Annotated in this window: 11 protein-coding genes; 7 read left to right on the forward strand and 4 right to left on the reverse strand. The window is 41.3% G+C overall.

The features are described from left to right. Positions 1-1231 (reverse strand): DEAD/DEAH box helicase (locus E0H89_RS11535; RefSeq protein ID WP_131217226.1); only part of this gene is annotated, 1231 nt, incomplete at its 3' end. Here E0H89_RS11535 and E0H89_RS11540 point away from each other — a divergent pair. Beyond that, the gene (locus E0H89_RS11540) at positions 1224-1409 is read left to right on the forward strand and encodes a hypothetical protein (RefSeq protein ID WP_131217228.1); all 186 of its coding nucleotides are present in this window, start codon (positions 1224-1226) and stop codon (positions 1407-1409) included. The genes E0H89_RS11535 and E0H89_RS11540 overlap by 8 nt on opposite strands. A 370-nt stretch (positions 1410-1779) precedes the next feature. Here the strand turns inward: E0H89_RS11540 and E0H89_RS11545 are convergent, their stop codons facing one another. Continuing rightward, entirely contained in the window at positions 1780-2610 is an 831-nt protein-coding gene (locus E0H89_RS11545) for an inositol monophosphatase family protein (RefSeq protein WP_131217230.1), read from the reverse strand. A 112-nt stretch (positions 2611-2722) separates the two neighbouring features. Next, positions 2723-4633, reverse strand: coding sequence for a 1-deoxy-D-xylulose-5-phosphate synthase (dxs, locus tag E0H89_RS11550; protein WP_131217232.1), 1911 nt, complete (start codon positions 4631-4633; stop codon positions 2723-2725). 313 nt (positions 4634-4946) lie between these two features. Between dxs and ribA the strand changes: the two genes are divergently transcribed. The 4 genes from ribA (at position 4947) to aroE (ending at position 8066) form a co-directional block, all read left to right on the forward strand. Continuing rightward, positions 4947-5549 carry a GTP cyclohydrolase II gene (gene ribA, locus E0H89_RS11555; protein WP_131217234.1) on the forward strand — a complete coding sequence of 201 codons (603 nt, stop codon included), beginning with the start codon at positions 4947-4949 and terminating at the stop codon, positions 5547-5549. 131 nt (positions 5550-5680) lie between these two features. Beyond that, entirely contained in the window at positions 5681-6622 is a 942-nt protein-coding gene (hemF, locus tag E0H89_RS11560; RefSeq protein WP_131217236.1) for an oxygen-dependent coproporphyrinogen oxidase, read from the forward strand. A gap of 302 nt (positions 6623-6924) precedes the next feature. Beyond that, a complete protein-coding gene (locus tag E0H89_RS11565; protein ID WP_131217239.1) occupies positions 6925-7131 on the forward strand; it encodes a hypothetical protein in 207 nt (68 codons plus the stop codon). Between the two features lie 146 nt (positions 7132-7277). Further along, positions 7278-8066 (forward strand): shikimate dehydrogenase, encoded by a 789-nt coding sequence (gene aroE / locus E0H89_RS11570; RefSeq protein WP_131217241.1) that lies wholly within the window; start codon positions 7278-7280, stop codon positions 8064-8066. A 57-nt stretch (positions 8067-8123) separates the two neighbouring features. Here the strand turns inward: aroE and E0H89_RS11575 are convergent, their stop codons facing one another. Then, complete coding sequence (locus E0H89_RS11575; protein ID WP_131217243.1) at positions 8124-10559, reverse strand: hypothetical protein; 2436 nt, start codon at positions 10557-10559, stop codon at positions 8124-8126. Between the two features lie 239 nt (positions 10560-10798). On the opposite strand from E0H89_RS11575, the gene E0H89_RS11580 reads away from it, so the two are divergent. Together E0H89_RS11580 and E0H89_RS11585 are read left to right on the forward strand one after the other, a co-directional pair. Further along, on the forward strand, positions 10799-12622 hold the full coding sequence (locus E0H89_RS11580; RefSeq protein ID WP_131217245.1) for an acyl-CoA dehydrogenase C-terminal domain-containing protein: 1824 nt from the start codon (positions 10799-10801) through the stop codon (positions 12620-12622). Positions 12623-12746: 124 nt separating this feature from the next. Further along, the gene (locus tag E0H89_RS11585; RefSeq protein ID WP_131217246.1) at positions 12747-13706 is read left to right on the forward strand and encodes a phage baseplate protein; all 960 of its coding nucleotides are present in this window, start codon (positions 12747-12749) and stop codon (positions 13704-13706) included. Positions 13707-13947: the final 241 nt, after the last annotated feature.

Here is a 13947-nt window from a genome sequence, read left to right on the forward strand (position 1 = left end):
CAAACCCGCCACGACCGCCATCACGACCACGACCGCCGCCATCACGAGCACCGCGTGCAGGAGGTGGAGATGGCTCAAGACCTTCAATTTCAGACACGTTTAAACGTGCATCCAAAAAGTCTTCAAGCGCACGGATTTTACCGCGTTCACGGTAAGTCGCTAAAGTAATTGCATTACCTGTACGACCAGCACGACCTGTACGACCGATACGGTGTACATAGTCTTCATTTTTCATCGGTAAACCGAAGTTGATTACGTGTGAAATTGTTGGTACGTCAAGACCACGAGCCGCTACGTCTGTAGCAACCAGGATTTTTGCACGACCTTCACGGATGCTGCGTAAACGACGGTTACGAACAGTCTGTGGCATAGCACCATGAAGTGCAACAACTGATAGACCTGCTTCAGCAAGCTCTTCAGCCAACATGTCTGTATCTTCTTGAGTGCTTGCAAACACAACTGCTTGATCTACTGATTCATCAGATAACCAGTGAGTAAGCAATTTTTTCTTGTGTTCAAAACCATCAGTCCAATGCAATGTTTGAGTGATGTCAGTGTTGGTAGAGTGACCTGTTTCGATCGCAATACGCATAGGATTATTCATCATGCGTTCAGCAAGCGTAATAATACGCGGTGCAAACGTTGCAGAGAACATCAAGGTTTGTTTACGGTTAGCCGCTAAATCGCCAATCGCTTCTAGGTCTTCAGAGAAACCTAAGTCAAGCATACGGTCAGCTTCGTCGACGATTAGTGCATCAACCATGTCAAGTTTAATTTGACGACGGTTTACAAGATCAAGTAAACGACCTGGAGTCGCAACAACAACTTGTGCACCTTTTAATTGTTGGATTTGTTTACCAAAAGGCATACCACCCATAATCGCAGCAACACGCACACCTTTCATATGACGTACAAACGCGATTGCGTCTTGACATACTTGTTGTGCTAATTCACGTGTTGGTGAAATTACCAGAATATTCGGTTGAGTAACCGCTTTCATGCGGTCTTTAAACGGTACTAAAGTATCTTGGTTCGCTAGCGCATTTAGGGTAGGAAGCAAGAATGCAGCAGTTTTACCAGAACCTGTTTGGCTTGATACAAGAAGGTCTTTACCTTCAAGTGCAGCTGGAATCGCTTGTTCTTGTACAGGAGTTGGCGTAGTAAAGCCTAAACCTTCGATCGCTTGTGTTAAAGTCTCATCGAGGGAAAAATCAGCAAAAGTTTTGCTCATAGAGAGTGTTCACCCTGAAGTGGGTGCTCCATTAAATAAATTACAATATGGACATCGGCAAAAAGCGGCACAGCAAATAGAGCTGAAAAATTTAGGATTCAGCAGCGATCCGAATAACGTCGATGTGGATATAACGCACGTATATGATTACGGCCGCAAACCTGAAGGAATCGCTTAAGCGATTGGGGCGCGAAGGATATGTCCTCTCTATGGACAGAACGCGCATACAATGATTAGAAGATAATGTTCAGGTAAAGAACGGAAATTTAAGTGCGTGGCAGCATAATAACAGAATCATTTTAAAAAGTAATCATTTTTTTCGATTAAATTATGCATAGATACTGTTTTTTTCAGTAACAGTCTATTTTAACACTCAATTTTGCTTATTTTTCAAGCAAAATCTTCTAATCAGCTATACCGTTTTCTAACTTAATCACTTTAAAAGTATTTAAAATGAACATTAAAGATAGAAATAAACTTTGACCAGCAATAAAAAAGCCCTCACTTGGAGAGCTTTTTCTTTGTCATATCACTCGATTCAAGCAGTCTTACTTTGCAGCTTCGCCCCAAGCTGGAACAACAGCTTGCATTAGAGGTTTAAGCATTTTCATAGAGCAAGCAATGACTTGACCATTATCCATAGAATCGGCACCACCACGTGCATCCACTACAGTACCACCCGCTTCTTTTACCAGTAACTCGCCTGCAGCGATATCCCAAGGTTTCAAACCAAGTTCGAAGTAACCATCAAGACGACCAGCAGCAACATAAGCCAAGTCTAAGGCAGCAGAACCTGAACGACGGAATTGTGCGCCGCCTTCAGTCACGTTTAATAATGAATCAAAATGGTTTTTCGCATAAGAAACCACTTCACCGTTACGTTTATTACGGTAAGCATGGCCTACAGCCAAGAAGGTATTTTCCAGGCTGTCTTTAATATTTACGCGAATACGACGTTGGTTCATCATGGCACCGCGACCACGACTTGCAGAGAAAAGCTCATCTTTCACAGGGTCATAAATAACGCCGTGTTGAGTTACGCCTTTATGTTGAACTGCAATTGAGATACAGAAATGTGGAAAACCGTTAATGAAGTTTAAAGTACCGTCCAAAGGATCGATCACCCAACACCAATCGGCGTCGTGACCTTTACCTTCTTGCATACCAAACTCTTCACCAAGGAAGCTGTGGTTTTTATAGCTTTTACGTAGAGTATCGATAGTCAACTGTTCCAAGTAACGGTCTACACGCGTTACCGGGCCATCAATCCCTTTTTCTTCGACTTGTAGATCGAGTTTATGACGATTTTGATGCGCTTTTAAAAGCTCTTGACCAACTAATTGAGCCGCACGCGCAGCCATAACCACCATAGGTTCCATTGAACACCCACTACAAATTTGAAGATACTGATAAAGAATAATGCATAAAAGCCCGCATATTTTAGCAAATATGCGGGCTTTTAGGGAAAAAATGTTGCTAAAATTTAATGAATCAAGATGAAACGGTTTGTACAAGCTTTAGCCAAGCTAATTCAATTGATTTTTCAATGCCTTTTGCATCAAGCCCAGCCTGTTGCAACATTTGTGCATGTGAAGCCTGGTGCATGAAAATATCAGGTAAACCTAGATTCAAAGTCGGTTTAACAATTTGGGCTTGTGCCAGATATTCATTGACTGCACTCCCCGCGCCTGCCATCACTGCATGTTCTTCAACAGTGACGAATAAACTGGTTGTGCTGGCAAGTGCTGTAATCATCTGTTCATCTAAAGGTTTAACAAAACGCATATTCACTACGCGCACACCCACCTCATGCAATTGTGTCAATGATTGGGCTGCTTCAATTGCCGCAGTTACACGACTGCCAAAAGCCAGAATACTAATCTGTTCATCTTGCTGTTCATTAAAACCGGCCACAATTTCCGCTTTACCAATTTCCAGAGCAGTCAATTGTTGTTGAATTTCTACACCGATGCCATTGCCACGCGGATAACGAATTGCAGCAGGACCATTATATAAATAGCCCGTATGCAACATCTGGCGACATTCATTTTCATCTTTAGGTGCCATGATCACCATATTCGGTACGGTACGCATAAAGGCATAATCGTAAGCACCGGCATGGGTTGGACCATCTTCACCGACCAAACCGGCACGATCGATGCCAAAGGTCACATCTAAATTTTGTAAAGCGACATCATGCACCAGCTGATCATAACCTCGTTGCAGAAAGGTCGAGTAAATCGCCACTACAGGTTTTAAACCTTCACATGCCATACCGGCAGCCAAGGTGACTGCATGCTGTTCAGCAATTGCAACATCAAAAAAGCGCTCAGGAAACTGTTTGGCAAACTGTACCATGCCTGAACCTTCACACATCGCAGGTGTAATCGCCAGCAAACGTTCATCTTGTGCCGCTTCATCACACAGCCATTGTCCAAAAACATCGGAATATTTTGGTGCTGTATTGCTTGAAGAGGCCGTATTTAATTTGCTGATGGCATGGTATTTAATCTGATCGGCTTCAGCAGGAACAAAGCCTTTACCTTTTTTGGTATAGACATGAATTAAACGCGGACCTTTACGTTTTTTTACTGCATCGAAGACTTGTACCAGTTGCTTGACATCATGACCGTCAAAAGGACCGAAGTAGTCAAATCCAATCGCTTTAAATAAGTTATCCGCTGCATCCGTAGCTGCACTGTGTAAACGTGAGTTATATAGCCATTCAGGATGCGGCTGGAGAAAAGCCTCGCCTGTTTCTGAAATATTAACCGATTGACCACTTTGCCAGATTGCCGCCAGATGCTTGGCAAAACCACCGGTACTGCATGAAATCGACATATCGTTGTCATTCAGCACCACGATTAAATCAGCATTATGGGCCACTGCATCATTCATGGCTTCAAAAGCCATACCCGCAGTCATCGCGCCATCCCCAATAATGGACACCACTTCACACGGGTCTTTTTGGTATCGACGTGCCAACGTCATACCCAGTCCAGCAGAAATTGCTGTTGAGGAATGCCCCACTCCAAAGGTATCAAATACCGATTCTTCACGGGTAGGAAAAGCCGCTAAACCGTCTTTAGCACGAATAGTGCTAAGTTGTTCACGGCGACCGGTTAAGGCTTTATGTGGATAGGCCTGATGACCGACATCCCAAATTAAACGGTCATGCGGGGTATTGAAACAATAGTGCAAAGCCACCGTCAGTTCGATCACGCCCAGATTGGCACCAAAATGCCCTCCGCTTTGTCCTGCTGCATACAAAATGTACTGACGCAACTCATCCGCCACTTTTTCTAATTGGCTGCGCTCGAGCAATCTTAATTGTTGCGGATGGTCAATCGTATCTAGCAACGGTGTTACAGGGCGATGAGTCGGTATTTCTGTATACAACATAAATGGCAAAGCCTTCTAAAGCCTGGCAAATCCTAAGCTAGGTAAATGGGTTATTCGAGCCTACACAATGTTCGAATTGTATCACCTTTAAATCAGCCACATTTCTAGCGATGCAGTTTAGAGGAAAATCTCTACACTGGGTGTTTGTTCATGAGCGAGATTATCCTGAATAATCTTACTATTTATCAACCATTATCGTTCGCTTTATACAAAAAAGAAAATCTTCTGCATAATTTCAGGGTAGCAATTCTACCAATGTCCAAGCATTACGCTATACTTTAGCCAATTAATGAACTATTTGACGGGTTAAGCAGTGCCTATAGAGTTTGTCGCAACTTCAAGATTACCAACCACTTTTGGTGAATTTAAAATCACTGTATTTCAAGATCCTCAAACCGGTGAAGAACATGTCGCAATTTCTAAAGGACTCGATACTGCACCGACTGATCCGGTTTTGGTTCGTATTCACTCTGAATGTTTAACTGGTGACGCGTTTGCTTCACTGAAATGTGATTGTGGACCCCAACTCCAGGCAACACTCAAGTTAATAAACGAAGTGGGTCAAGGCGTGGTTTTATACTTGCGTCAAGAAGGTCGCGGTATTGGACTGACCAACAAAATTCGTGCCTATGCCCTGCAAGATCAGGGACATGATACCGTCGATGCCAATCTCATGTTGAATTTGCCTGCAGATGCACGACGTTATGACATGTGTACCATTATGCTGGATCATTTAAAGGTTAAACAGGTCAAACTGGTGACCAACAATCCCTCAAAAATTGCCGCATTAGAAGAACTGGGGATTGATGTGGTTGATCGTGTTCCCCTTACGGTCGGCTTAAATCCCTTCAACGCAGAATATCTAAAAACCAAACATGAACGTATGGCGCATATGTATAAAAAAGGTGACTTCTAATTCACTTTATAAAGCTTTATAAATCATAGTATTCAGGGATTTTTTACAAGATGTTAAAAAATCCCTTACTTTTTTTATGACTTTGTGTTTTGATGTATTCAGTCCTTAAAATTAGGCAATAGAGGTCATCTATGCAGCACCCAACTTCAGCTGATATTCAACGCGTTCGCGAATTTCTCCTCGACTTGCAAGCCCGTATTTGTACTGGCTTGGAACAACGAGAATTAGAGAGTGGTGGCACTGCTCAATTTGAGATTGATGATTGGGAGCGCCCGGAAGGTGGCGGTGGTCGTTCACGCGTTTTACAAAATGGCAGCGTGATTGAAAAAGGTGGTGTGATGTTTTCTCACATCAATATTTCAAAATTACCGGCTTCGGCAACAGAACGTCATCCACAAATTGCCGGGGCAAAAGCACAAGCTTTGGGTGTGTCTTTGGTGATTCATCCAAAGAACCCGAATGTTCCAACTTCTCATGCCAACGTGCGTTTGTTTGTGGCAGAGCCTGAAGGACAAGATCCAGTATGGTGGTTTGGTGGCGGTTTTGACCTAACCCCTTTCTATCCAGATGATCAAGATGTATTGGACTGGCACCAAAAAGCCCATGATCTGTGTGCGCCATTTGGTGACACGGTTTATACCGAACACAAAAAGTGGTGTGATGACTATTTCTACTTAAAACATCGCGATGAACAACGTGGTGTGGGTGGATTGTTCTTTGATGATTTAAATCAGTGGGATTTCGAAACCTGCTTTAAATACATTCAAGCTGTCGGCAATGGTTATTTAGAAGCGATCTTGCCGATTTTCCAGCGCCATCAAAATCAACCGTATACCAAAGCGCAACGCGATTTCCAACTGTACCGTCGTGGCCGTTATGTGGAATATAATCTGGTTTATGACCGCGGCACTTTATTTGGTCTGCAAACCGGTGGTCGGATTGAATCAATTTTAGTCAGTATGCCGCCGCTTGCCGCGTGGTCATATCGTCCGGAATGGGATGAAGATTCTGCTGAAAAACGCTTAACTGACTATTATTTAAAACCACAGGACTGGTTAACTGAACTTCAATAATTTAAATATATTTAAAAACTTTCATCCCTTTTTCTATTTTGGATAAAGGGACTTTTTTATATTCATAATTTTCTTCGAAGCTAAAATTAAAAATTTAGAATAATAAAACCTTTTTAAATCAATATTTTTGTGTCATAAAAGATTCATCATATTTTATTCATAATAATTCTACTGACATATTTCCTTACAGCACTAGACTCTGTAGATTTTATAAAATCGTTTAGACTAAGAAATTAAATTTACTATTCACACATATTGAAAAGCATATATCAATTAAAAAATCGTGCTTTCGGGAGCAGATAATGTTAGATAAAATTTTAAATCATAAGGTAATGCTATTTTGGTCGATTTTCACCCTTATTCTCTGTTCTATTGCCATTACCTTATCCTCAGATAATACGCTTTCTGATAGCTTATCCATTACATTCAGTGTATTTGCGGGATTTGCCTTATTCTTTACCGCAGCAATGTGGCTAGAAGACATGGTTCACGAAATCTGTAATCCTTGATATTATTTTAATACACTTTAATTTTTTCCGCTTATACCCTTACTCTTTATAGATGCTTTACTTTTGATTTTGTTTCTTTTCCCGACTTTAGCTAGGGTTGAAAATCACGTATATTGAATGCCATTTCCGCACATGGGCCTTGTGAAATGAGCAAACAATTCGCGGTGGTTGGTCATCCAATCGAACAGTCACGTTCACCAGAACTTCATCATGCTTTTGCTAAACAAACCGGAATTGACCTGCAATATAGCAAACGTCTTGCCCCTCTAGATGGTTTTGAAGCCAATATCAAAGAATTCTTTGCCGAGGGCGGTATGGGCATGAATGTGACGGTGCCTTTTAAGGAACAAGCATTTGCACAATGCCAAGTGCTGACAGAACGGGCCAAAATTGCCAAAGCGGTGAATACGCTTTGGATGCAAGATGGCAAGCTGTATGGTGACAACACTGATGGTCAGGGCCTGGTCGATGCGATTAAAGCCTTGGATTGGAATCTGGAAAATACTGACCTTTTAATTATTGGTGCGGGTGGCGCAACACGTGGTGTAGTCTACCCTTTGGTTCAGGCAGGTGTAAAAAAAATCGTGATTGCTAATCGTACCCTTGCCCGTGCCGAACAGCTGGTTGCCGATTTAAAGGTGGCGGTTCCTCAAGCCACACTTGCTGCGATTTCTTTAGATGATTTAGCAGGTAATTTTGATCTTGTGATTAATGCCACTTCTGCCAGCCTAAGTGGTGATGCTCTGGTTTTACCTGAATCCTTGCAGTTTAAACATGCCTATGAAATGGCCTATGGCAAACCATCGAGCTTTTTAGATCAGGCCAAAGCCCGAGGTATTCCGACTTCTGAAGGCTACGGCATGCTGGTGGGTCAAGCGATTGAGTCTTTTTCGATTTGGAATGGAGTTAAACCCGCGCTAAAAGATTTTCTTTAAATCTGTTCTTTAAATATGTCCCAAAAAAAGAACCTCATCTGAGGTTCTTTTTAATACTTATTTTTTAGGGTGTAATTTTTCCTTTAACACCGTATAGCTTTTTTGATACAGCTCTAAATCAATATAGCCATCTTGTTCTAAAGTCAGTTTTTCTATCGACTTTAAAGACAGACGATTTTGGGTTGAATCCACGTAGGCTTGTGCCAAAATATCCGCAACGGCTTTCAAGTGTTGTGGCTGATCTACATCGTATTCTTGTTTAAAGTTCTGTATATAGTGCTGAGCAAAAATGGCTTTGGGTTGTTTATATTGTTTAACCAGTTGCTGCCATGCCTGATCCTCAGCATCCTTTGCAACCACAGCGCTGACGATTTGATACACCGCTTCGCCTAACTCATGATTAAACTGCTGATCCAGTTCTAAATCATGTTTCTTCTGCAATGCTTGAATCTGTTTCAGCGCTTGACCTGTAGGGTTATAAACGTGTTCATTGGCAAACCAATAGGCATAGACTTGTGCAATTTCTTGCAGGCTTTGTGCATTGTAGTTTTTAAGCAAATCACGATTTTGGGCTGCCATTTGCATTCCCCACAACGCCTGATAAGTCTGTGTATAAGAATGGGTTTGCTGATACGTTTTTTCTGCCAATTGCTTGAGTTGTTCATTAAAACTCAGCTTATTTTTCACGGTTGTCGCTATATCCGTTTCAGTTTCTTTTCCCTCTGCTGCAGTAGAAAAACCACGAACCATATTTTCAATTACCGACCCTTTAGAGATTTCTGCTAAAGACTTGGCTTGACGTAATTGAGTACGGTCAATTGTGCTGGCCTGACCATAATTCTGAATATTAAAATCGGCCTGAATATTGACTGTGCCATATTTTTTACTGGCGATTTGTATATCATAATCTACCCGCGTAGCGCGCCCTTGATCATCCAGTCCGACATCCATGACTAGTGGTATCTGCTGTGCACTGGCTTTCAGTACTTGCTGAATTTCAGCTTGATGCTTCGCCCATAAGCCTGAAAATGTTTTGACATCCATCAATTGATCTGACGCATATTGTTCAAAAATAGGACTCAAGCTGCTTAGTGCATCGATCAACTTTGGCTGATCGACTTCTTTGTCTTTGCTGGCAAAAGCATTTAAATCATATTTATGCTGACAGAAGGTTAAAGCGCCCATCGTGGCACGCTGTGGCTGGCTGATCAATTCTTGACACTGTTGCTGATTTAAATATTCATCCGCGTCTTGATCTGCGGTTTGCCCTGCATCCGCTACGCTCCTATCTTCGCGTTGCTCTGTTACAACCGTATCCGCTGCCGCAGCCGTTTCAGCACAGTGCTCAGACCCACCCTCTGTCGAACACTGTGATTGCGCGGCTTGAGCTGGCTCTGCTGTATCACCTTGCCCTAAAGCACTAAAATGCATATCGATTAATTGGCTTAACTGCAAACTTGATTCAGTTGCTTCATCTTTAGCAGGACTCAGTACATCGTTGGCATCCCCTGTTAAAGCGACAGCTTTATACTGAGTCTGGGTCGAATCCTGTACTGCTACAGTTGTCACTGCTTGCTCCGCAGCTGCATCTGTCGCCTTAATTCCAACCACTGAGTTCAGAAAATAAGGGCGGTTGACTTGTTCATATAAAGCCATTTGCAGCTGGAGTCTTTCCAAGGTGGTGCTTAAACGAATTTTCTCCACCACCGCCAAATTTTTATCTTGGGCATTCAACGGCAAAGCTTGAATCCCTTTCGGTTCAGCCAATACATAAGACAGTGCATTCACTTGCTTTAAATAATTTGCCAATTTTTTAAAATCAACACGATTGACTTCATTTTTATATTTCGAAAAATCAATATAGGCAAAACTTGCCTGACTATCTTTATTGACTAAATAAGGCATGAGTGAAAAATAATTGATATAGAATTTATAATCATTAAAATCAACCACCATCGGGACTTTGGCATGCACCAAAAGCGTTGGTTTTTCATATTTCGCCTCTAAATTTAAAGAGGCTAGTTTTTGCCGATAATGCACTGAACCAGTGTAACTAAACTGAATATTACTTAATAAGTTCAAAGCAAACTGATCAAAGTTACTACCATATCCCTCTTTTGCAGCAGACCGATCGGTATATGGAAGCTGTTCTTTTGCCAAGGCAGTATATAAATGCTGCTTTTCCTGATGACTTAAACCTACCTTTTGAACATTAAGATATTGTTCAATTTGATGCTGTAATATAGGATCTAATTGTGGCGCAACTGCCTGTTGAGTCACTTTCGAGGTTTTTGTCGTATTTGAAGCTGAATTTGCCCGAAAATTCAATTTTCCTTGATAATCATAGCCCGACGTTTCAAACATGGCATTTAAACCTGTAACGGCTTTTTGCTCTAAGCTCTGTCCAGTATTAGCATTGGATTTAATGACATGTTGTGAACAAGCACTTAGGCTTAAGGCCATTAAGCATAAAGTTAAATATCTTATTTGCATGATTTCTTTTTAAATACCTTATGTTATTTATACTTAAATACTGATCAATGTAAATTTTTGATCAAAATCAAAGTTTATACTTTAACAAAAAAAGATTTTCTAAGCCGTTTAATTCTCATTGTTATTCGCTTTTCTGACATTTTTCTAAGGCTCCACCATCAATGTATTTTGATGAACAATGTGAATAATCAAACTATCGATTCGTAATCCAAAACTATTTCTAAATTAGGATTAACACTATGCCAGCTTATAAAGCTCCTTTACACGACATTCGCTTTTTAATGAATGAAGTTTTTAATTACCCAGAACATTATAAAACTTTATCTAATGGCGAATTGGCCGACGCTGACACTGTAGATATGATTCTTGAAGGTGCAGCAGATTTTTGTGAAAACGTCCTTTCTCCTTTAAACCAGTCGGGTGATGAAGAAGGTTGTCATTTTGAAAATGGCGAAGTTAAAACCCCAAAAGGCTTTAAAGAAGCCTATGACCAATTTGTACAAGGTGGCTGGCAAGGTCTGTCTTATCCTGAAGAGTTTGGTGGTCAAGGCTTGCCGATGTCGCTTAACCTGATCAAATCTGAAATGATGGGGACAGCCAACTGGTCATTCACCATGTATCCAGGTTTGAGCATGGGCTGTATGAATACCATCATGCAATTTGGTACTGAAGAACAAAAAAATACCTACATGCCGCATTTAACTGCGGGAACCTGGTCGGGCACCATGTGTTTGACTGAACCACAATGTGGTACAGACTTAGGTCAAGTCAAAACCAAAGCTGAACCACAAGCAGATGGCACCTATAAAATTACCGGGACAAAAATCTTCATCTCTGCAGGTGAACATGACCTGACTGAAAATATTGTCCATATTGTGCTTGCTCGCCTTCCAGATGCACCTGCAGGTACGCGCGGTATTTCGCTGTTTATCGTGCCTAAATTTACCCCGAATGCTGATGGTGGAGTGGGTGAACGTAACCCTGTGACTTGTGGCTCAATTGAACACAAAATGGGGATCCGTGCTTCTGCAACTGCTGTTTTAAATTTTGATGCTGCGACAGGTTACCTGATTGGTGAACCGCACAAAGGTTTGCATGCCATGTTTACCTTTATGAACACTGCACGTATCGGTACAGCAGTTCAAGGTATTGCACATGCAGAATTGTCATTTCAGGGTGCATTACCGTATGCCAAAGAGCGTATGTCTATGCGTGCGCTATCAGGCAAGAAAGACCCTGACCAAGTGGCTGATGCAATCATTCACCATGCTGACGTGCGTCGTATGTTGCTAACGCAAAAAGCCATTGCTGAAGGTGGTCGTGCCATGATTTATCATGCTGCACAGCTTGCTGACAAAATGACGGATGCGCTGACTCAAGGCGACCAAGCAAAGTTTGAGGAATATGATGACAAACTGGGCTTCTACACTCCAATCTTGAAAGGTTTCTTGACTGAACTCGGTCTTGAAGCAGCGAACCACGGTATGCAAGTGTTCGGTGGTCATGGTTATATTAAAGAACATGGCATGGAACAAATTGTCCGTGATGCGCGTATCGCTACCCTGTATGAAGGTACAACCGGTGTTCAGGCGCTCGACTTGATTGGTCGTAAAGTTCTGCTTTCTTCTAAAGGCAAAGTGGTTCGTGACTATACGGCTGAAATTTTACGTTTCTGTGGTCGTCATGCACGTAACAAATACATGCGCCGTTTTGCATGGGACTTAACCAAGATTTGTGCACAATGGAACGCTTTAACTGTACGCATTATGCTTGCAGCACGTAAAGATCGTGATATCGTCTCTTCAGCATCTACAGATTTCTTGATGTTTTCGGGTTATGCGATGATGGCATATTACTGGGCTCAACAAGCTGCAGTTGCTTCTGAGAAATTGGAAGCGGGTAACGGCACAGAAACGCCTGAATTCTATAAAGCAAAAATCAAAGTGGCCGATTTCTACTTTGAGCGTTTATTACCTCGTACCCAAGGTCATGCCGAAGCCATGGTGAATCCATCGAAAACCATGATTTCTTTAGCACCTGAACACTTCAGCTTTGACTACTAAGTTGTAAAGTCTAAATTAAAAAAAGAGCACTTCGGTGCTCTTTTTTATACGCTACAATAATCTCAATGCAAGCTCAATTTTCAAAGGCATAGAATAATGAAAAATCAATCCGCTGGTCTTGAAGATGAAAAAAATATTTTCGATTCTAAGTCGCTTTTATCAGAGATATAGTGCAACTATCCCTCTAAACACTCATCATCTTGAACAAAATTTTGATTCTTCTTCTCCTCCCAACCTAGGTGATACTGCCCAGTCGATTACCCTGATCAGAACAGGACTGGGTAATGATCATATTATTCAAGGCTTAGCGCTCGATCATAGGCACGGGCTTTTGTACACCACGCATGTCGAGGGCACTCCTGAACAAGGCGTGATTAACAGATTTAAAATCCACAGCTCCAATTTATGGACTGCACAAGATGCTCAGAAACCTTCAGCCCTGTTTGGTCATCAAGGCATTGCTGTCGATCCGCTGAGTGATTGTATTTTTGCTTCTGCTGGCTCTGCCATTCCGAATAAGAGTTGGTATATGGTCAAATTTCAATATATGTCTAATGCAGGACCCAGCAATACTCAAGTGATTCAGGTATTTGATAAAACATATAACCAGATGACCAATACCATGCCTTCCATCACCCCCGATGGAAAATATCTGCTGGTACGAGGGAATAACTATGAAATGAATGTCATCCGTATTTTTAAATTAGATTTGATTAACCAAAAAAACTTAACCGATATTCGTTTCTTGTATGAAGATGAATGGCCTATTGATTCAGGTTTCACTCATGACAAATCTGCATTTCAAGGTCTAACTACTGATGGAAAATATGTGTATCTGTTAAGTGGAAATAAAAATAAAGGGCCTAAAAGAATTTATGTTTATAACCTAACAGGCAAATTGATTCAAAAAATGGATCATGTGACACTCGGTCATTTTGATACCTTATCCAATCCTGCCATTCAATATTGGGAGCCAAAAGGCCTAACGGTAGATAGTCAAAACCATCAGCTCTATATTTTATATACCATAGGCAATAGCGGCCAATTCTTAGGCCGTATTTATCGAATGAAAATTAATACATAAAAAAATAAAATTGGTAAAAGCTGAATATTTTCAATCGACTCGCCATTTAGATATAAATTAAAGATCACAAAGGTTTCTTTTTTAAAAAATAAGCACCATTACAATGGTTCGCACTCCAAATTTCCCCAGATACCCGCAAATATCGTTAATAAAAAAGAGCACTAAGACACTCTTTTTATCAAGCTTCGAACTTCAAATTCACACTCTATGAGTTGTCAAAATTTTGATTTTTATCCACTAT

The sequence above is a fragment of the Acinetobacter sp. ANC 3781 genome, from assembly GCF_004331285.1.
Taxonomy (GTDB): Bacteria; Pseudomonadota; Gammaproteobacteria; order Pseudomonadales; family Moraxellaceae; genus Acinetobacter.

Coding starts and splice junctions, on each gene's coding strand:
- E0H89_RS11545 (WP_131217230.1), bottom strand. CDS start 2,610: ATGGAACCTATGGTGGTTATGGCTGCGCGTGCGGCTCAATTAGTTGGT.
- E0H89_RS11585 (WP_131217246.1), top strand. CDS start 12,747: ATGAAAAAAATATTTTCGATTCTAAGTCGCTTTTATCAGAGATATAGT.
- E0H89_RS11565 (WP_131217239.1), top strand. CDS start 6,925: ATGTTAGATAAAATTTTAAATCATAAGGTAATGCTATTTTGGTCGATT.
- hemF (WP_131217236.1), top strand. CDS start 5,681: ATGCAGCACCCAACTTCAGCTGATATTCAACGCGTTCGCGAATTTCTC.
- dxs (WP_131217232.1), bottom strand. CDS start 4,633: ATGTTGTATACAGAAATACCGACTCATCGCCCTGTAACACCGTTGCTA.
- aroE (WP_131217241.1), top strand. CDS start 7,278: ATGAGCAAACAATTCGCGGTGGTTGGTCATCCAATCGAACAGTCACGT.
- E0H89_RS11580 (WP_131217245.1), top strand. CDS start 10,799: ATGCCAGCTTATAAAGCTCCTTTACACGACATTCGCTTTTTAATGAAT.
- E0H89_RS11575 (WP_131217243.1), bottom strand. CDS start 10,559: ATGCAAATAAGATATTTAACTTTATGCTTAATGGCCTTAAGCCTAAGT.